General features: G+C 31.5%; 18 protein-coding genes. 12 read left to right on the plus strand and 6 right to left on the minus strand.

Going from position 1 to position 20301, the window contains the following annotated elements:
• The first annotated feature begins 4 nt into the window (after positions 1-4).
• The 10 genes from LG649_RS07520 to LG649_RS07565 all read left to right on the plus strand — a co-directional run bounded on the left by LG649_RS07520 (position 5) and on the right by LG649_RS07565 (position 13538).
• A complete protein-coding gene (locus tag LG649_RS07520) occupies positions 5-1117 on the plus strand; it encodes a vWA domain-containing protein (protein WP_394371905.1) in 1113 nt (370 codons plus the stop codon).
• An 82-nt stretch (positions 1118-1199) separates the two neighbouring features.
• On the plus strand, positions 1200-2666 hold the full coding sequence (locus tag LG649_RS07525; RefSeq protein WP_226542900.1) for a MoxR family ATPase: 1467 nt from the start codon (positions 1200-1202) through the stop codon (positions 2664-2666).
• A gap of 58 nt (positions 2667-2724) precedes the next feature.
• Positions 2725-4113 (plus strand): glycosyl hydrolase family 8, encoded by a 1389-nt coding sequence (locus LG649_RS07530; RefSeq protein WP_226542902.1) that lies wholly within the window; start codon positions 2725-2727, stop codon positions 4111-4113.
• A 207-nt stretch (positions 4114-4320) separates the two neighbouring features.
• Positions 4321-6417, plus strand: a complete 2097-nt coding sequence (locus LG649_RS07535; protein ID WP_226542905.1) for an HAD-IIB family hydrolase — start codon at positions 4321-4323, stop codon at positions 6415-6417.
• Between the two features lie 4 nt (positions 6418-6421).
• Complete coding sequence (locus LG649_RS07540; protein WP_226542907.1) at positions 6422-7699, plus strand: glycosyltransferase; 1278 nt, start codon at positions 6422-6424, stop codon at positions 7697-7699.
• A gap of 89 nt (positions 7700-7788) precedes the next feature.
• Complete coding sequence (hemN, locus tag LG649_RS07545; protein WP_226542909.1) at positions 7789-9156, plus strand: oxygen-independent coproporphyrinogen III oxidase; 1368 nt, start codon at positions 7789-7791, stop codon at positions 9154-9156.
• 87 nt (positions 9157-9243) lie between these two features.
• Positions 9244-10074, plus strand: a complete 831-nt coding sequence (locus LG649_RS07550) for a universal stress protein (RefSeq protein WP_226542911.1) — start codon at positions 9244-9246, stop codon at positions 10072-10074.
• Between the two features lie 156 nt (positions 10075-10230).
• The gene (locus LG649_RS07555; RefSeq protein WP_226542913.1) at positions 10231-11160 is read left to right on the plus strand and encodes a hypothetical protein; all 930 of its coding nucleotides are present in this window, start codon (positions 10231-10233) and stop codon (positions 11158-11160) included.
• Between the two features lie 1040 nt (positions 11161-12200).
• Entirely contained in the window at positions 12201-12872 is a 672-nt protein-coding gene (locus tag LG649_RS07560; protein ID WP_226542915.1) for an ATP-binding cassette domain-containing protein, read from the plus strand.
• 129 nt (positions 12873-13001) lie between these two features.
• Positions 13002-13538, plus strand: coding sequence for a YcxB family protein (locus LG649_RS07565; protein WP_226542917.1), 537 nt, complete (start codon positions 13002-13004; stop codon positions 13536-13538).
• A gap of 153 nt (positions 13539-13691) precedes the next feature.
• Here the strand turns inward: LG649_RS07565 and LG649_RS07570 are convergent, their stop codons facing one another.
• Complete coding sequence (locus tag LG649_RS07570) at positions 13692-14177, minus strand: Lrp/AsnC family transcriptional regulator (RefSeq protein ID WP_226542919.1); 486 nt, start codon at positions 14175-14177, stop codon at positions 13692-13694.
• A 136-nt stretch (positions 14178-14313) separates the two neighbouring features.
• Between LG649_RS07570 and LG649_RS07575 the strand changes: the two genes are divergently transcribed.
• Positions 14314-15360, plus strand: a complete 1047-nt coding sequence (locus LG649_RS07575; protein ID WP_226542921.1) for a putative oxygenase MesX — start codon at positions 14314-14316, stop codon at positions 15358-15360.
• A 26-nt stretch (positions 15361-15386) separates the two neighbouring features.
• Entirely contained in the window at positions 15387-16415 is a 1029-nt protein-coding gene (locus LG649_RS07580) for a methionine synthase (RefSeq protein ID WP_226542923.1), read from the plus strand.
• Positions 16416-16433: 18 nt separating this feature from the next.
• Here LG649_RS07580 and LG649_RS07585 read toward each other — a convergent pair whose 3' ends face one another.
• The 5 genes from LG649_RS07585 to LG649_RS07605 all read right to left on the minus strand — a co-directional run bounded on the left by LG649_RS07585 (position 16434) and on the right by LG649_RS07605 (position 20298).
• Positions 16434-17135, minus strand: coding sequence for a sulfite exporter TauE/SafE family protein (locus LG649_RS07585; RefSeq protein WP_226542925.1), 702 nt, complete (start codon positions 17133-17135; stop codon positions 16434-16436).
• Between the two features lie 66 nt (positions 17136-17201).
• The gene (locus tag LG649_RS07590) at positions 17202-17648 is read right to left on the minus strand and encodes a FixH family protein (protein WP_226542927.1); all 447 of its coding nucleotides are present in this window, start codon (positions 17646-17648) and stop codon (positions 17202-17204) included.
• A gap of 101 nt (positions 17649-17749) precedes the next feature.
• Positions 17750-19180 (minus strand): cytochrome c oxidase accessory protein CcoG, encoded by a 1431-nt coding sequence (ccoG, locus tag LG649_RS07595; RefSeq protein ID WP_226542930.1) that lies wholly within the window; start codon positions 19178-19180, stop codon positions 17750-17752.
• A 9-nt stretch (positions 19181-19189) separates the two neighbouring features.
• On the minus strand, positions 19190-20119 hold the full coding sequence (locus LG649_RS07600; RefSeq protein ID WP_226542932.1) for a cbb3-type cytochrome c oxidase N-terminal domain-containing protein: 930 nt from the start codon (positions 20117-20119) through the stop codon (positions 19190-19192).
• On the minus strand, positions 20116-20298 hold the full coding sequence (locus LG649_RS07605) for a CcoQ/FixQ family Cbb3-type cytochrome c oxidase assembly chaperone (RefSeq protein WP_226542934.1): 183 nt from the start codon (positions 20296-20298) through the stop codon (positions 20116-20118). The genes LG649_RS07600 and LG649_RS07605 overlap by 4 nt, the downstream gene beginning before the upstream one ends.
• Between the last annotated feature and the right edge of the window lie 3 nt (positions 20299-20301).

Below are 20301 nucleotides of genomic sequence, written 5' to 3' on the forward strand. Positions count from 1 at the left end.
AAATATGAAAAGAAAAGGATTTGTATTTAAAAAGTATGAAGCTCCTAATCAATCGCCCTTTGAAAAACTTTTCGAGATTTTTAAAGAGTTGATTACCCATACCTCTGGAGATTTTGATGAGGCTATTAATTGGTTAAGAGAACTTGATAAAGAATACAAGCTAACTACCGCAGAGTACACCATTGATGATTTTATTGAAGACCTCAAAAAGAAAGGCTATTTAAGAGAAGAAATAAAACCTGATGGAAAAAATGGTTTAGCCATTACTGCAAAAACCGAACGTGCCATAAGGCAACAGGCTTTAGACCAAATTTTTGGAAAAATAAAACGAAGTGGACAGGGTAATCACAAAAGCAAAAGCCCAGGAATTGGCGATGAGCACACAGGAGACTTTAGGAACTATCAATTTGGAGATGGTTTAGATCGGGTTTCCATGACCGAAAGTTTAAAAAACGCCCAAATTAATAACGGTATTGGCGATTTTAATTTAACCGAAGATGATTTGGTTGTAGAGGATACTTTACATAAATCGCAAATGAGCACGGTTTTAATGATTGATATTAGCCATAGCATGATTTTGTATGGTGAAGATAGAATTACTCCTGCCAAAAAAGTAGCCATGGCATTGGCAGAATTAATAACTACGCGCTACCCCAAGGACACTTTAGATATATTGGTTTTTGGTAACGATGCTTGGCAAATAGAAATTAAAGATTTACCATATTTAAACGTTGGTCCATACCACACAAACACTGTGGCAGGTTTGCAATTAGCTCTAGATTTGCTTAGGAGAAAGCGTAATACTAATAAGCAAATTTTTATGATTACCGATGGCAAGCCAAGTTGTTTAAAATTAAAAAATGGCGAGTATTTTAAAGATAGCGTTGGCTTAAACCCAAACATTATCAATAAATGTTATATGATGGCGCAACAAGCCAGAAAATTACACATACCAATAACTACGTTTATGATTGCAAAAGATAGCTATTTAATGCAATTTGTTCGAGAATTTACATATGCCAACCAAGGAAAAGCTTTTTATACAGGGTTAAAAGGTTTAGGTGAAATGATTTTTGAAGATTACGAAACAAACAGAAAAAAAAGAATTAGAGGATAATTAGTTCTCTATATTGTTAAAAAAGAAAATTTACAGTCACATCGGGCGCAGTTGAGATGTTTCTAAAAACTAAAAATATATAATGAAATTTACAGAAATAACCACATTAGGCGAATTAAAAGCATCAGGATATAAATCAAAATCTATTAAAGATGAACTTCGCGACAATTTAATTGAAAAAATAAAAAATAAAGAAACCACTTTTACAGGTGTTCATGGTTACGAAAATACAGTAATTCCAGAATTAGAACGTGCTATTTTATCAAGGCATAACATTAATTTATTGGGCTTACGTGGGCAAGCAAAAACACGCCTTGCACGATTAATGCTTAATTTGTTAGATGAATATATTCCGGTTGTTGAAGGCTCTGAAATTAACGATGATCCATTACAGCCTATATCAAGATTCGCAAATGAATTAATTAAGGAAAAAGGCGATAATACACCAATTACTTGGTTGCACAGAAGCGAGCGTTTTGCCGAAAAATTAGCCACACCCGATGTAACGGTCGCAGATATTATTGGTGATGTAGATCCAATAAAGGCTGCAAATTTAAAATTAAGCTATGCAGACGATAGAGTTATTCATTATGGTATGATTCCTCGTGCCAACCGATGCATTTTCGTGATTAATGAGTTGCCCGATTTACAAGCTAGAATTCAAGTAGCTTTGTTTAATATTTTACAAGAAGGTGATGTGCAAATTCGAGGTTTTAAACTTAGGTTGCCACTAGATATGCAGTTTGTTTTTACAGCAAACCCCGAAGATTATACCAACCGTGGAAGCATTGTTACGCCTTTAAAAGATAGAATAGGTTCTCAAATACTTACGCATTACCCAGTAAATATTGAAACGGCAAGAAAAATTACAGAACAAGAAGCAAAAGTTGTAGAGTCTCAAAATTCTACCGTTGTCGTTCCAGATTTGGCAAGAGATTTATTGGAGCAAATTGTTTTTGAAGCTAGAGAAAGTGAATATATTGATGCGAAAAGCGGGGTAAGTGCACGTTTAAGTATTACTGCTCTTGAAAATTTACTAAGTACAGCAGAACGCAGAGCATTGGTAAATGGTGAAGATAAAACTATGCTAAGAGTATCAGATTTTATAGGAATTATTCCAGCCATTACTGGTAAAGTAGAATTAGTTTACGAGGGCGAACAAGAAGGCGCTGCTGTAGTAGCTTATAATTTAATAGGTGAAGCTATAAAAAGTTTGTTTGTAGAATATTTTCCTAAAATTGAAAAACTTAAAAAAGCAACCGAAGAAAGCCCTTACGATGATATCGTATCTTGGTTTTTTAATTTACAAGATGGTTTCGAGCTTTTAGATGATTTACGTGATAAAGAATACCAAAATCTTTTAAAAGATATTGCACCATTAAACGATTTATTAGCTAAACATCAGCCCAATATCCAAGAACAAGATCAGTTTTTTGTAAAAGAATTTGTGCTTTGGGCTTTAGTAGAATTTAAGTTGTTAAGTAAGCACAGACTTACACAAGGTGTGCAGTTCACCGATCCATACGGAAGTTTTATCAAGGATATTTAAGAAATAAAAATCTATAAGGGGTGTTTTATGCGTAAAACATGTTATAAAATGCCCCATCATGAAAAAACACTACTTTCTTTATTTTTTTGTACTTACCAGCTTATTTGCAAATACTCAAGTTGAAGATATACAATTTTCTAATTCAACTTATACATACGGTACAAAACCCAATAATATTTTAGAAAACGATATTTACAATGCCTACACGTCTTGGAGAAATAATTTTGTAGCTGCATGTAATAATAACAGATACCGAATAAAGTTCGATACAGAAACACAAACGGTTTCAGAGGGTGTAGCTTATGGTATGTTACTATCTGCTTTTGCAAATGATAAAGAACTATTTGATGGTTTATGGTTGTATTATTCCGATTTTACGAACGCTAACGGTGTAATGAATTGGAAAATAGAAGAATGTACTTCAGTAATTGGTGAAAATGGCGCAACAGATGCCGAGTTAGATGCTGCTTACGCTTTAATTGTTGCTCATAATAAATGGGGGAGTTCAGGAGAAATTAATTACGAGAATGACGCCTTAGAATTAATAGAAATAATTAAAAATCACGAAGTAGAGGAAAACACATATGTATTAAAACCAGGAGATGCTTGGGGAGGTTCAAGTAATACAAACCCGTCTTATTTTGCGCCAAGTTATTTTCGAGCTTTTGGTATTTTTTCAAACGATACAGTTTTTTGGAACGAAGTAGCTAATAAAAGTTATAGTATTTTAAACGCAAATTTAACAGTAAATAATGCTTACTATAATTTAGTGTCAGATTGGTGTCAAGCGGATGGTAGTTATTCAAACGAGGTAGACTGGGCAACAAATGCAGGACAAACTTACAATTACGATGCAGCTAGAACGCCTTGGCGAATTGCTTTAGACTATCTGTGGTTTGGCACAGAAGAAGCATTAAGTTATACTAGTTTATGTAACAGTTTTGTAAATGAGAAAGGTGGTTTTTTAAATATTTATCCAGGATATACACAAAGTGGGGTAGCATTAAATACATCTTATAAAGACCCAACCTTTACAGGGGCATATGCAGCAGCAGCAATGTCTTCATCTAATCAAAGTTTTATAAATAGTGGTTATACCGAATTAAAAAATCAAATTACTACAGCTTATTTTGGTGCAACGTTACGAGTTATTTACATGTTTGCATTATCTGGTAATATGTATAGTGTTGTTAATAATAATGCATTAAGTGTTAGCAATATTAAAGAACTGGATATAAAAGTATATCCTAACCCGACTTCAAATTTTGTAAACATTAAATTTAAAAACGTTAATAATAGAGTCATTAAGTTATATTCTATTAGAGGGGAGCAGGTCTTGTATAAAGAAAGTAATGCACAAAACGAAACTATAGATATAGCAAAGTTGCCTAATGGTGTTTATTTTTTAAGTATAGATAATACTATGCTTAAAGTTGTAAAAAAGTAGTGTAAATTGTTAAAATTGTATTAACAATAGTTAGATTACAAAATGTTTAACAAATAAAGAAATTAATTTGTAAAATCGTATTCTTTTACTCTCAATTTGCCACATTGTAAATTGAAATTAGAATAGCTGCTCTTTTCTTGCTTTTTAGTCATTTTTGACTTAAATTATGGGAAAATCTTACCAAAATTTGTAAAAAAGCAAAAAAATATGAGCAAAACCGAAGATGGTAATCAGGCCATCATTAAACTTCTGTCCTTCGATATCGATAATACATTAATCGATTTTCATACTCATAAAAGTAACTTTGGAAAAGCATGGAAAAAGCACAAACCCGAGAACGTAGTTTTAACCTATAATACCGGACGTTTAATTGACGATGTTTTAGGTTTAATAGAAAGTCGCACACTTCCAGAACCCGATTATATTATTGGTGGTGTTGGTACAATAATTTACGATTTCAATAAAAAATGTATCGTAAAAGAATTTAACGACGTTCTTGATGACGGATGGGATTTAGATGCTGTTGAAAATATTGTTAAAAGTATTAATCATCCAATAAGTGAGCAACCTTCAAAATTTCAGCATGCTTATAAGCGAAGCTACTTTTTTCATGATGCCACAGACGATTTAATTGAAAGCATAGAGAAAGAATTTGCAAAAGCAAACATGTTTGTAAATGTAGTGTATTCTGCAAATCAATTTCTAGATATACTTCCAAAATGGGCTAATAAAGGTAATGCTTTACAATGGTTGCTTAATAAGTTAGATATTAAGTCTGAAAACGCATTGGTAGCTGGAGACAGCGGAAACGATTCTGCAATGTTCGATATGGACGATGTTAAAGGTATTGTAGTAGCAAACGCACACGAAGAGCTATACAAATACACCAAACACATGCAAATATATCACGCCGAAAATATTCATGGCGATGGTATTATAGAAGGTTTAATTTATTATAATATTTTGCCAAAAGAGGCAAAAATTACTGGTAGTATAGACCACACAGAGGATTATATTATAAAACAAGAATTAAGTAATATAGCAGAAGAAGATGAAGACGAAAAATTAGCTTTAATACGTGAGGGCTACGATAAAGCAGTAATTGCCTTAAAAAAGAATATTACACCCTTAGGTTTTTCGGCTTGTTCTATAAAAGATAACGTATCTAAAGGTACAGACGAAAATTATTATAGTGTATGGGCGCGAGATGGCGCTATAACGGTTATCGGCTCTTTACCTCTTATTCACGACGAAGAAATTCATGCATGCCAACGAAAAACGCTAGAAACTCTATTCGAACATATATCAAGAAACGGTCAAATTCCATCAAACGTTCGTATTAAAGATAATGTTCCAGATTATTCTGGAGTAGGAGGAATATGTTCCATAGATAGTGGTATTTGGGTAGTTATAGCCTTTTACGAGTATGTAAATGTTACAAAAGACATTAAATTTTTAAGAAAATATATAAATGATATAAAAGAAACCATGCGATGGTTAGGTGCACACGATAGTAATAACGATGCACTATTAGAAATTCCTGAAGCTGGAGACTGGACAGATTTATTTGGTGGAAGCTATAATATTTTATATGATGAAATTTTGTGGTACCGCTCCAATGTATGTTTTGGACGTATGTTAGAAATGCTAGGAGAATACGAAGAAGCTGGAGAATACATTCGTTGGTCTCAAGTTATTAAAAAAGAAATCTTACAAAACTTCTGGCCATCAACACAGCAGAAACTATTTCAATCGGTTTCTTTTGCCGAACGTCAATTCACACTAGGAGATACATCATATTTAATAGCACAAACAACACCATTCGATTTTAGCTGGCGTTGCGATGTTTTTGGAAATGTATTAGCCTTTTTACACGGAACTATAGATTCTGAAAAAGCACACGAAACCTTTAAATTTATGCTAGGTGTTGGGGTTAACGATCCGTTTCCAGTATCAAATGTGTATCCAGTAGTAACACCCGGCGATCCAGACTGGAGGCCATACTATACTGTAAACCTTTTAAATTTACCAAACCACTACCATAACGGAGGTATTTGGCCTTTTGTAGGTGGTTTTTGGGTAAAGTTTATAAACAAATTAGGTTTAAAAGATGTGGCAATTTCCGAGCTTCATAAACTAGCTTTAATAAATAAAGAAGGTTTAACAGAAGAGTGGGAGTTTACTGAATGGGCGCATGGTATTACAGGAAAAGCTATGGGTAAAGCCTATCAAGCGTGGTCGGCAGCACAGTATATTTCTGCTTGTCACGATCTAAAAATTATAAACAGAAAAACTAAAATTTAAAACTATGAAATCAATATTAATGATATCCTTACACGGATATGTAGGAGCAAATGCCGAATTAGGTAAACCAGATACAGGAGGACAAGTAGTTTACGTTTTAGAACTCGCTGAACGATTTAGTCGTTTAGGCAAAAAAGTAGATTTAGTTACGCGTCAATTTGAAGATCAACCAGAATATGATCATGTAGACGAAAATTATAGTGTATGGCGTATACCTTTTGGCGGTAAAAAGTTTATTCGTAAGGAAGATATGCACGATCACCTAAAAAAGTTTGTAACCAATTGCCTTGCAGCTATAAAAAAAGAACGTAAACGTTACGATGTTGTGTACTCGCACTACTGGGATGCTGGTTGGGCAGGACAGAAAATAGCAGAAGAACTTGGTATATCGCACGTTCATACTCCGCACTCTCTAGGTTGGTGGAAACAGCATACTATGGGTAGCGATATGGACGAAAAAGAAATGGAAGAAAAATACCGTTTTAAAGAACGTATTCGTAAGGAGTATTTTGTGTATCAAATGTGCAATTATGTTATTGCAACTACATTACCTCAGGTAGATTTGTTAACACAACAATATGATGTTTTGCCACGTAATTGCGGAATGATTCCTCCAGGAATAGACGAAAATCGTTTCTTTCCAGTACCAACCAAAGAAAACGATAAAATTAGAGCCAAATACGATATACACCCTACCGATATTTTAGCGTTAGGCAGAATGGCTCATAACAAAGGTTACGATTTACTAATTAAATCTTTACCAACAGTTTTCGAGCTTTGTCCGGAAGCACGCTTGGTAGCAGCCATTGGTGGCGATAGCTCAAAACAAGACGATAAAGGTGTTGAGGGATTAAAAAAAATTGCAGGAGAATTAGGCGTTTTAGATAAAATTACTTGGAAAAGTTATGTAGCAGACGAAGATTTAGCAAACGTTTACCGAGCAGCAAATATATTTGCAATGCCATCGCGTTATGAACCTTTTGGTATGGTAGCTATCGAGGCTATGGCTTGCGGTACACCAAGTGTGGTAACGGTACATGGTGGTTTATACGATTTAATTGATTTTGGAAATCAAGCCTTATTTGCAGATCCGCACAGACCAACAGAGTTTGGAGCAATGATGGCTATGCCGCTGTTATATCCTAAATTAAGAAACGAACTTTCGGTAGAGGGCGCTCGTTTTGCACGTCGTAATTTTGGATGGACAGGTATTGCCAAGCGAATGATAGAAGTATTTAATAGTTCTATTAACCAAAGAACCATGGAATCAAATATATTTTAAATTCAAAAAAATATTCAATATGCAAAACCATGACATTCGTCATGGTTTTTTCTTTTTTCTAGATTTAGTTTTGGCTTAAATTATTAGGTATGAGCCAAAAACATTTAATTAAAAAGTATAATATTCCTGGGCCAAGGTATACAAGTTATCCAACAGTACCTTTCTGGGATAATAATACCTTTAGCTTAAAACAATGGAAACACTCTGTAAAACAAGTATTTAGTCAAAGTAATGTTGCAGAGGGTATAAGTCTTTATATTCATTTGCCTTTTTGCGAAAGCTTATGCACATTTTGTGGTTGTAATAAGCGTATTACTAAACGTCACGAAGTAGAATCGCCTTATATAACTGCCATATTAAAGGAGTGGGATTTATACTGCGAACTTTTCGATGAAAAACCTATTATAAAAGAATTACATTTAGGTGGTGGTACACCTACTTTTTTTTCGCCATTAAACTTAAATCGGTTAATAAACGGTATAACTCGTAAAGCTATTTTAGCCGATAATTATGAGTTTAGTTTTGAAGGGCATCCTAATAATACAACAGAAGCACATTTATTAACCTTGTTTAATTTAGGGTTTAAGCGTGTTAGTTTTGGCGTTCAAGACTATAATGATGCTGTGCAAAAAGCAATACACAGAATTCAGCCATTTAAAAACGTAAAACGGGTTACCGAAATGGCTAGAACTATAGGTTATACAAGTGTAGGACACGATATTATTTTCGGACTTCCTTTTCAAACAGTAGACCATATTCGAGAAACTATTGCCAAAACAAGACAGTTAAAACCAGATAGAATTGCATTTTATAGTTATGCTCACACACCATGGATAAAAGGTAATGGGCAACGTGGTTTTAACGAAAATAACTTGCCAAAAGCAGAAGAAAAACGTTTACAATATGAAATTGGAAAAGTATTGTTGGCCGATGCAGGATATTCTGAAATAGGTATGGACCATTTTGCATTACCAAACGATTCACTTTATACAGCAATGACAAACCAAAAATTACATAGAAATTTTATGGGTTACACGGCATCAAAAACTAAAATGATGATTGGCTTAGGTGTATCATCTATTAGCGATAGTTGGTATGGGTTTTCTCAAAATGTAAAAGGCATTGAGGAATATTATCATTTATTAGAATATAATATAATACCTGTATTTCGTGGTCACATTTTAAATGAAGAAGACTTAGTAATTAGGCAGCACATACTTAATTTAATGTGCCATTATAAAACCTCTTGGAGCAATAATAATTTAACTTTTAAAAGTTTAGATAGCACCATAAATAAACTGTCTGAAATGTTAAAAGATGAGTTAGTTGTAATTGAAAATAATACACTTAAAATTACAAAACAAGGAAAGCCTTTTGTGCGTAATGTTTGTATGGCTTTCGATGTGTTATTGCAAGAAAAACAACCCCAAAAACAGTTGTTTTCCATGACAATTTAAACGTTAATTCTCTTTAAAAAAAGCTAAAAATTTTGTACCTTAATGTAATAAAACAACAAAAAATAAAACCCCTAAAAATATAATACCATGAAAAAAATTATTGTACCTATCGACTTTTCAATTTATTCAGAATATGCACTAGAAGCTGCAGCTACAATGGCAAAGCAAAACAATGGTGAAGTTTTAGCAATACATATGCTAGAATTGTCTGAAGCCGTTTTAACAAAAGATGGATTCGAGCAAAACCAGGAAGCCATTTTTTATTTAAAATTAGCAGAAAAAAAGTTTAAAGAATTCTTGCAAAAAGATTATTTACAAGGAGTTCGTGTAACACCAATTGTAAAGCATTTTAAAGTATTTAGTGAAATAAGTGATGTTGCCGAAGACCACAGCGCCGATTTAATAATTATGGGATCGCATGGCTCTAGCGGTATTTCAGAAATTTTTGTTGGTAGTAATACCGAAAAAGTGGTAAGACACTCAAACATACCTGTACTAGTATTAAAAGATGATATAAAAATAGAAGGATTTAAAAAAGTACTTTTTGCTACAGATTTTTCAAGCGAATCTGTTGAGGTGTATAAAAAAGCTTTAGCAAAATTTGAAGCTTTAAATGTTGAGGTTAACTTATTATACGTAAATACACCAAGCCGTTTTTTAACCTCAAAAGAAATGAGAGAAAAAGTAGCCAATTTTTTAACCGAAGCAGAGGGCAACACAAACCGTATGGCAAATACAAGTTTTGTTTCTAACTATTCTGTTGAGGCCGGTATTTTAAACCAAGCTAGCGAAATTAATGCCGATTTAATTGCAGTAGCAACACATGGTAGAAAAGGAATTGCTCACTTTTTAGAAGGAAGTATTTCTGAAGATGTTGCAAACCACGCTGTTTTACCAGTAATGACTTTTAAAATTTAATAACTAAATAAATATATTAAACTAGAAAAGAGGTTAACCTTAATGGGTTAGCCTTTTTTTTGTGGTATTTTTTTTATATTTAACTTTCCTGATATTTGGGTGTTGTGCATAATTTAGAAAACACTAACTTTCGACTAACTTAAATAATCTATCAAGATGAATTGGAAAGATACTAGAGATTGGATTTATAAAAACCTTTTTTGGATACTAATAATCGTTTCAATATTAATATTGTGGTTATCTAGTTCGATTACAAACGTATGGTGGAATAGTATACTGGAAAAAGCAGGAATAGCCATTCTATCTTCAGGTGTATTTGCTTCTGTATTAAAATCAATACAATTTACAGGAATATTCAAAGATGAAGTTAGTAAAGTAATGTTAGAAACTGATTTCATAAAAAACAGAAGAGATTTACCTGAATTATGGAGTAAAATATCTAAAATTATTTATGATAGAAAATTTAAAAAAATAAGCAAAGATTTAGAACAAATAATTTTAGATAACTATTTCCCAACCAATTCTAAATACTATTATAAAGACTATTTCGTTACAATAAATATTGAAAAAATAGATAAAGACTTTAATATTTTTTACACTCAAACATGTACCTATGATGTAATTGTAGCCAAAAATGAAGATGATATAACTCTGACATTAGAAACAACAATTACCCAACAAGATGATGTTGAAAGCTCTAGTATAATAAATGAGCTTGAATATTTTAAAGTTAATGGTAATGAACAAAAAACAAAAGAAGACCCTGAAACTGTAGACGATAAAAACTTTTCAAGATATTTTATGGATATAAAAGGTAAAGGACCTCATAAAGTTGAGTCAAAATACAAGAGAAGATATTCTCTTAAAAATGAGAATTATAAATTATTTAGATTAAATCATTTCACTAAAAATATGGATGTAGCAATAAGTTACCCTAAAAATGTTTGTGTTTCATTCTTCAATATAGGCTTAATTAAAAAATTTGAGCATGTGCATGTAGAATTTGAAAATCAAATTCATAGAAAGCATAGAAAAAGCTTGATTTTCCCAAAGCAAGGATTTGGCATGAGTTTTGAGAAGAAATAAATAAAAGTTAATTAATTGACTTTATTGAAATATTATCCTATATTTGATTATCAATATTAACCTAAATATTAATATTATGAAAACTGAAAGAAAAGGAATAGACGAATTATCTTAAGAGAAATTTAATTTTCTTATTAAGAATTGTTATATAAGCTTATCAAATTTTGATAGGCTTTTTTCATTCTTAAAAAACTATATACAAACACGTTGTAATTAATTCTGAAAAAAGAAAGTTTAAAAGAGTATTTACATAACTTGACTAACAAAGAACTCGCTTTCTTCTATAAATATCGTCGGAATGAATTTATGCCAGAATCTCAAGCAAAAATTCAATCTGAATTAAAAAATAGAGGTTTGACAAACTCCGAAATTGCGAAACTGACTACACCTGTTGGATAAACGGAATTGGAAAACTGTCCAAGATGTGGTTCCAGGAATTTTAAAGAAATAAAAGAGACCGAACTCCGAACGACAAAATATGGAGGATACGAAGTGGAAATTAGTTTGCGGAAATTTAGAATCTGTGCATATAATCCAAAAATGGATAAACCAATTAATTGGAAAGTACGATTAAACAGGTTCCTTGGAAAATACTCATGGACTAAACTGAAATAAAAACTAATTACAACAATGGGTTTAATTCATTGCGATTGAATTCCTAATCGGAATTCAACGCTTATTTGTTATCTTTAGGCTACGGCGGAAAATCATAGCTGATTTTTCATAACGAGACATACGTAAAACCGTTATAAAATTTTAATCAAACTATTGAGAATTGTTAAAAACATATTGCTTTTCCAAAGAAAAATTTTCTTTATATCTTACTTTTTAGCGCTGTCACTTGCTTTAATAATTAAAGCAAGTCATCAAATAATTGGAGTATTCTATTTAATGATATCTACATTTGTTCATTTATTTGTTTATGATATATTAAACAGTAATCAATATTATTATTACTTCAATTTAGGATTAAATAAAACGAAATTATGGATTTCAACATTTGTTATTGGATTAATTAATTTTATTATTTTAAGTGTAATATGAACAATCTTCATGTCGATAGTATTACTAAATCTTACAATAATAAAGTTGTATTAAGTGATGTGTTTCTGTTTTGTGAAAAAGGAGAAATTAAAGGACTTATTGGACGAAATGGTTCTGGAAAATCAACTCTTCTAAAAATTATTTTTGGAACTGAAAAAGCAGATAGTAAATTTGTTAAAATTGGAGGCAAAGTCATAAAAAATCTATCTGATGGAAGAAATTTAATTAACTATTTACCTCAAGATAGTTTCTTGCCCAATAACATTTCAATAAAATCATTAATATACTTATTCCTTGACAATAAGAATAGAAAAGTAGTATTGGAAAACGAATATGTAAAACCATTATTAAATAAAAAAAAACAAAATTTATCAGGTGGAGAAATAAGAATAATTGAAATATTACTAATTATTCACTCAAAGGCAGAATTTATATTACTTGATGAACCTTTTAATGGGGTTAGTCCGATTGTAAAAGAGTATATTGTTAAATACATTAAAAAATTAAAATTAACCAAAGGCTATATTATAACTGATCACGATTATGAAAATGTAATAAATTTAGCGGATAGCATTGTATATTTACAAAACGGATTTTTAAAACAAATTAATGAAGAAAGTGAATTAATAGAATTAGGATATATAACTAAAAACTACTTACAACACTAAATATAATAGCTTATTGCTAGTTTTATCTTAATTACAAAAAATCATTACCCATATTCTATTTGGCTTATATTTGTTATTTTATCTACTAAATTACACCACAAACATTACACAAAACAGTGCTAACCTAAAATGAAAATAAACTACATACTTACTAATTTTGATTTTCTAGAATATCAATTATACACATCATCAAAATCCCAATTAATAAAAAAGAAGCGTAAGCGTGCAAAGTATTTCGTTTTTATAGTTTACATTTTAATTGGGTTATACTTTGCTTACATAAATAAAAATAACATAGTTGGAGGTATAATTGGTTTTTTTGGTTTGCTTTGGTTTGTATTTTATCCAAAGTATTCCAAATGGAATTTTAAAAGACATTTTAAAAAACAAATTAACGAAAATTACAAAAATCGAGTTGAAAAGCCTTTACAAATGGAGTTAACAAAGGACTTTATATATGTTAAAAGCTCCACATCTGAAAGTAAAATAAGCAGTACCGAGTTAAAACAATTAATTGAAACTGAAAATCATTTTTTTCTGAAATTAATTACAGATTTATCCTTTATTATTCCAAAAAACGCAGTTGAAAACAATATTGAATTTAAAAAACGTGTTACTGAGATAGGAGCAGAATACGTAAATGAATTAAATTGGACTTGGAAGTAACTATATAATTGTTATACATGTAAAAACAGAAGCTTAATAAATATTTTAGATGTTTTTAATTAAGTATAAACTAACTAATAGAATTATGTTAAAGTAGTTTAATAAACTTATAAAGGGCTAGTAGTGTTTATGTTGTAACTTTTATGCGCTTCTTTATATAGGTACAGCGTAGTTATGCTTAATAACACCAATAACAAAGGTGCTATGAGCACTTCCTATATTTTTTACATCACCTAATTCATTAATTACGAAAGATTGGTAGTGTTTCATATCTTTCACCATTATTTTTAATAAAAAATCGTAATCTCCCGAAATATTATAACATTCAACAACTTCTTTAAGTGAAACAATATCTTTAACAAATTTATTGCCTATTTCTTTAGTATGCTCTTTTAAAGTAATGTTACAAAATACAGTTAATTGTTTACCAATTTTTTCTGCATTTACAATAGCAGCATATTTTTCTATAATCCCCGCTTTTTCAAGACGTCTTATTCTTTCGTAAACTGGCGTAGCAGATAAATTAACGCGAGAAGCTATCTCTTTGGTAGTTAATTTTGCATTATGTTGAAGTATCCTGAGTAACTTTAAATCAATAACATCAAGGTTTTCTAAAGAATAATTATCTGTTTTTGCCATTTTTAAAATTTATTAAAGATAAAATATCTTCAAATATATGTTTTTAAGTAAAATATTCTAAATTAATTGTATTATTAAATTAATTGATCTTTTATTTTGAGATTTGTCAGGTATTAAATCTGTAAAATATAATCAAATGAAATTGGTCGAATCAAGGGAAATAGACACAAATAAAAAAAAGGGTTTTAAGTACTCCAATAATATTAACAAACCAAAAGTTTCGTTCAACATAAATAAAACTTTTTTTAACGAAAACTATATTCCATGTAGTAACACACGCACTACTACAAATTTTGCAAACTTAGCAAGAGGCGAAAATCGTGAGGTAAACTTGCGTAACACTATTAACATGATTAATAATCGTTTTAATAGCCTAGCAAAATGGGATAATTATAATAAAGATAGATATACCGTTGATTTAGAAATTTTTTCTGTAGATATAACCATTAATGGTAATAATAATACATTCCCTACTATTGAGGTTTTAAAAACGTACATTAACGACCATAAAACTGGTAAACGTTTAGAGGGTATAGTTGGAAATAACTTTTCTTCTTACATTCGAGATTATGATTTTAGCGTGTTACTTCCTCAGTACAATAAAAATAAAGACCATTACGGTACTCCCAATAACTTTGGTGAGCTACATGGTAATATATTTAAGTGTTTTGTAAATTCAGAGATTTACGGTAAACATTTTACTAAATCACCTGTTATTTGTTTAAGTGTATCTAGTAATAAAACCTATAATCGAACCGGAAATTATCATCCCATATTAGGTTTTGAATATAAAACTAATAAATCTTCTTTAACAGAAGAATATTTTTATAAAATGGGTTTGCAAGTTCGTTATTTTATGCCGCCCAATAGCGTTGCACCTTTAGCATTTTATTTCAGTGAAGGGTTACTAGAAAATTATACAAATCTGGAGTTAATTAGTACTATTAGTACAATGGAAACTTTTCAGAAAATTTATAGGCCAGAAATTTATAATGCCAATTCTGCTGCTGGACTTAGCTACAATGCTAGTTTAAAAAATCAAGATTATTCTGTAACAAAAATTATTTACGATAGAGAAGAGCGAGCTAAATTAGGGTTTGCACAAGGCAAATTTGCTGAAAAAAACTTTATCAAACCTTACAAAAGTTTTTTAGAGCAGTGGTCTGCTAATTTCTCTATTTAAATAATACAACATATAACAATTTTTTTATGAAAAAATTATTACCAACCTCAACTGTTGGAAGTTTACCTAAACCTGTATGGCTTGCTCCACCAGAAAAATTATGGTCTCCTTGGAATTTAGAAAGTAACAAATTGCATGAAGGCAAACAAGATGCTTTAATTGTTTCATTACAAGAACAACAATTAGCAGGGATTGATATTATTAGCGATGGCGAGCAAACGCGACAACATTTTGTAACTACTTTTATAGAACATTTAAGTGGTGTAGATTTTGAAAACCGTAGAACAGTAAAAATTCGTAATCGCTATGAAGCAAGTGTTCCTGTAGTTGTTGACGAAATTGCGCGTAAAAAATCTGTTTTTGTTAACGATGCTAAATTTTTACGAAAACAAACAAATAAGCCTATAAAATGGGCGTTACCTGGTCCCATGACTATGGTAGATACTTTGTTTGATAAGCATTACAAAAGCCGAGAAAAATTGGCTTGGGAATTTGCAAAAGTACTTAATAAAGAAGCTAAAGAGTTGGAAGAAGCTGGGGTAGATATTATACAATTTGATGAGCCTGCTTTTAATGTGTTTTTTGAAGAAGTAAACGATTGGGGAATGGCGGCTTTAGAAAGAGCTATTGAAGGATTGAAGTGCGAAACAGCTGTACATATTTGTTATGGTTATGGAATAAAAGCGAATAACGACTGGAAAAAGACATTAGGTTCAGAGTGGCGACAATATGAAGAAATATTTCCGAAAATTCAAAAATCTAATATTGATATAGTTTCCTTAGAGTGTCACAATTCGAATGTGCCTTTTAATTTAATGGAGCTCGTGCGTGGTAAAAAAATTATGGTAGGCGCTATTGATGTTGCAAATAACACAATAGAAACACCGCAAGAGGTTGCAAATACGTTACGTAAGGCGCTTGAGTTTGTAGATGTTGAAAATCTTTACCCTTGTACAAACTGTGGTATGGCTCCTTTAACCAGAAATGTAGCAAGAGGTAAATTAAGTGCTTTAAGTGCAGGGGCAGAAATTATACGAAAAGAATATAAAACTTAAATCTAGATGTTTAATTTTTTAATGGCAATTCATGTTGTTAGAAACTATTTCACTAACAGGAGCAGGCGAAATGTATGGAATTCCTAAGCCTAAACCCCGTAAAATAAATAGCAAACCAATTATAATTACAAAAACAGGAATAGCTTTTTGTATGCGTTGTTTTATAGCGGCATTTAAAAACTTGCCTAAATAAATGGCCGAAGTCATTAAAGGTATAGTACCCATACCAAATAAAATCATATATAAAAAACCTTGCGAAATAGTTGGACTAGCCAAACTCCCCAGGACCGCCATATAAACTAATCCGCAAGGTAAAAATCCGTTAAGAAAGCCAATAGTTATAAAAGTATCGGCTGTTTTCTTTTTTAAAGCTAAACCAAGTTGACTTTTAACTTTAGCAATTATTTTATGCAATGGTTTAGATAAGTTGTATTTATTAAAAGTTTTATAAGGAAGTAAAACCACTACAATAATTAAAATACCAATGATGATTGATAATTGCTGTTGAAACCCAAAAATGTATAGGTTTTTGCCAATTAACCCAAACACTAACCCAATTAGCCCGTAGGCCAATAACCTCCCAATATGGTAAATAGTAATTTGACTTATTTTTTTAACCGAGTTGCTTCTATCTACAGGTAGCATAAAAGCAATAGGGCCACACATGCCAACGCAGTGAAAACTTCCTAATAAACCTAATATAAAAGCAGACCAAAGCATGTTACTTTTTGTTTTTTTTACTGATTATCCGTTTTTGTCAGATCGAGCGCAGTCGAGATCCTTTGTTTAATAAATAATTTGTTTTGTAAATCGATATGGCGTGTCGTTATAATTCCAATCGACTATAATGTTCCAACGACCACCTAACAAACGGGTTTCAGGTATGAGCAAATTGTGGTTTGACAATGAAATAGCTGTTTCAAAGTCAAATTGCTTGTTAGATGGTCTGTATAGGAACACTTTTCCTGTTATTTTTTTTTCATCAAAATTTTCAGGGAAAATTAATAATATCCCTCTGTCGGTTTTTTTGTATGTAATGTTATGTTTTAGTTTTTTTGAGTTTTTTTCTTTGTTGATATTATCTTGAAGATTAAGTTCTTGTTTGTAATAATCTTCGGTTACTAAATCGTGGTTGTATTTATTATCGGTACTCATGGTTACTACGAAATACATAATAAAACCTATAAAGCCTATAAAGGCTAGTACTATACCAGTTCCCCAATTTATTTTCATAATGCTATTTTTTTATTAATATTCAACCATCAACCATCAACCATCAACCATCAACCATCAACCATCAACCATCAACCATCAACCATCAACCATCAACCAACTTAATGATAACTTCGAGGCCCTAAAAAGTTAACCGTTGTTGTTTCAATAAGTTTATTATGGCTATACACGTCAATAGTCAATTTATTTTTATCACCTTTTAAATCACTTTTACTTAATTCTATAAACAAAGTGCCTTCTGCAATACCTTGTTCAGGAACGGTAAAATCATCAGTAGTTGAAACAAGTTTTATATCACCATTAATATTTCTAAGTTTAAAACTAACATTGTCTATTTCTGTTGTGGTTTTGTTAATGAGTTTATAGGTAAACACATTACTAATAATGTTGTTTTCTTTTTTTTCGTAAAGTTGCCCAGGTAATCGTAAAATTCTAGCTTCAACATCGTTTCGCAAAAGCAGCATGCCTGCCAAAACACCAATTAAAATAGTTAACACGGCTATGTAACCTTTTAATCTGGCGGTTAGTTTAAATGTTTCTTTCTTTTCAATTTCATCTTCACTAGCATAACGAATTAAGCCCTTTGGTAAATTAATGCTTTCCATAATATGGTCGCACTCATCTATACAAGCGGTACAGTTTACACATTCTAACTGTGTGCCGTTTCTAATATCAATTCCTGTTGGGCAAACATTTACGCATTGTAAACAATCGATACAATCGCCATGTCCTAGAGCTGTTCTGTCTTCGTTTTTTCTAAATTTTTTGCGTCCGGTTTCGCCTTCACCACGCTTGTGGTCGTAGGCAACTACAATAGATTTGTTGTCTAATAACACCCCTTGTAATCTTCCGTAAGGACAAGCAATAATACAAACTTGCTCTCTAAACCAAGCGAAAATAAAATAGAACACTCCTGTAAAAATAAGTAGTGGAAATAGTGTGTTTAAATGTGCTGAAGGCCCATCAATTACATAACCAATTAGTTTGTCGCTACCAATTATATAGGCCAAAAATATGTTGGCTATTAAAAATGATATAATTAAAAATATAAACCATTTTAAAAGTCGTTTTCTAATTTTTTCGGCATTCCATTCTTGTTTATCTAGTTTTCGTTGTTTATTTCGGTCGCCATCAATCCAGTATTCAATACGACGAAATACCATTTCCATAAAAATGGTTTGTGGGCAAATCCATCCGCAAAAAATACGACCAAAACCTACAGTAAAAAGTGTTATAAAAACAACACCTATTATCATGGAAACTACAAATAAGTGAAAATCTTGTGGCCAAAACGGAAATCCAAAAATGTTAAATCGACGTTCTAATACATTAAACATTAAAAATTGGTTACCGTTTATTTTTATAAAAGGTGCACCAAATAAGAAGGCAAGCAGCACGTAACTAACCATTTTACGTTTATCGTAAAATCTCCCACTAGGTTTTTTAGGATAAACCCATGCACGCTTGCCTTCATTGGTAATGGTACCAATAGAGTCTCTAAAATTTTCGTTATTTTGGTTTTTTTGGCTCACTTAATAAGTTTATTGTGCCGTTATAGAATCTGTTTTGGTTTCGGTAGTTTCTTGTGGTGTATCTTCCGAAACCCATAAATCGCCTTGTGCTTCTTTAGGTTCGGCAGGTGTTGTGCCTTGAAAACTTAATACGTAGCTTGCTACTTGCGCAATTTCTGATGGTTTTAAGTTTTGTTTCCAGGCAATCATACCTTTACCGTCTCGACCACCTTCAGAAATGGTTTTAAATACATTTTTAATACCACCGCCTAAAATCCAATATTCGTCGGTTAAATTTGGACCAATTCCACCGCCACCATCGGCTTTATGGCAGGCTACACAATTGGTGTCGAAAATTTTCTTTCCATTGTTTAAATCTGTGGCTTCGGTAAGCAATTCAACAGTATTAAAATCGACTAAATCTTTTGCGGTTTTTTTGTATTCTTCAATAGCAATTCTAGCTTCGGCATATTCCTGTTCTAGTTCATCAAACTGTCCTTCACCATTAAATACATGATATTTTAAAAGGTATATAGCTGCAAATGCAATTGAAATGTAAAAACTGTAAATCCACCAAGGTGGTAAAGAATTATCTAACTCGCGAATGCCATCGTAATTATGATCTAGAATTATTTCGTGTTCTTCTTCTATAGGTTTAGAGCCTAATAACTTTCTGTACATCTTTTTAATCCAGCTAACAAATTTAGATGGTTTTGCATTTTGAGCATCAAAACGAGCTTTAGCTTCTTCGTTTAAACTTTGGTACACTAAATTTCTCATGGCGCTTACTATGCCTTCAATGGCAATTAAAATAAGCAATACTAAAATTAAGAATAATGATAACAAAGGATATTCTATAAATGCTGGTTTATCGCCTGAGTCTATAACATATTCAGCGAAAGCTGCAATGATGAAGAATAAGGCAGGAACTCGAATCCAAGAGGGGAAATACTGTCTCATAATTGGTTAGGTTTTTTATCTAATGGTAATTGACTAACGGTGTTTATATAGTCTTTTTGTGCTGTAATAACCCACCAAAACAGGGCTACAAAAAAGATGAAAAATATAAGTAAGGAGATTAATGGGTAAATTTCTATACCCGTAATGCTCTCCATATGGTTTTTTACAAACTTCAACATAAC

Source organism: Neotamlana laminarinivorans, assembly GCF_020523925.1.
GTDB lineage: Bacteria > Bacteroidota > Bacteroidia > Flavobacteriales > Flavobacteriaceae > Neotamlana > Neotamlana laminarinivorans.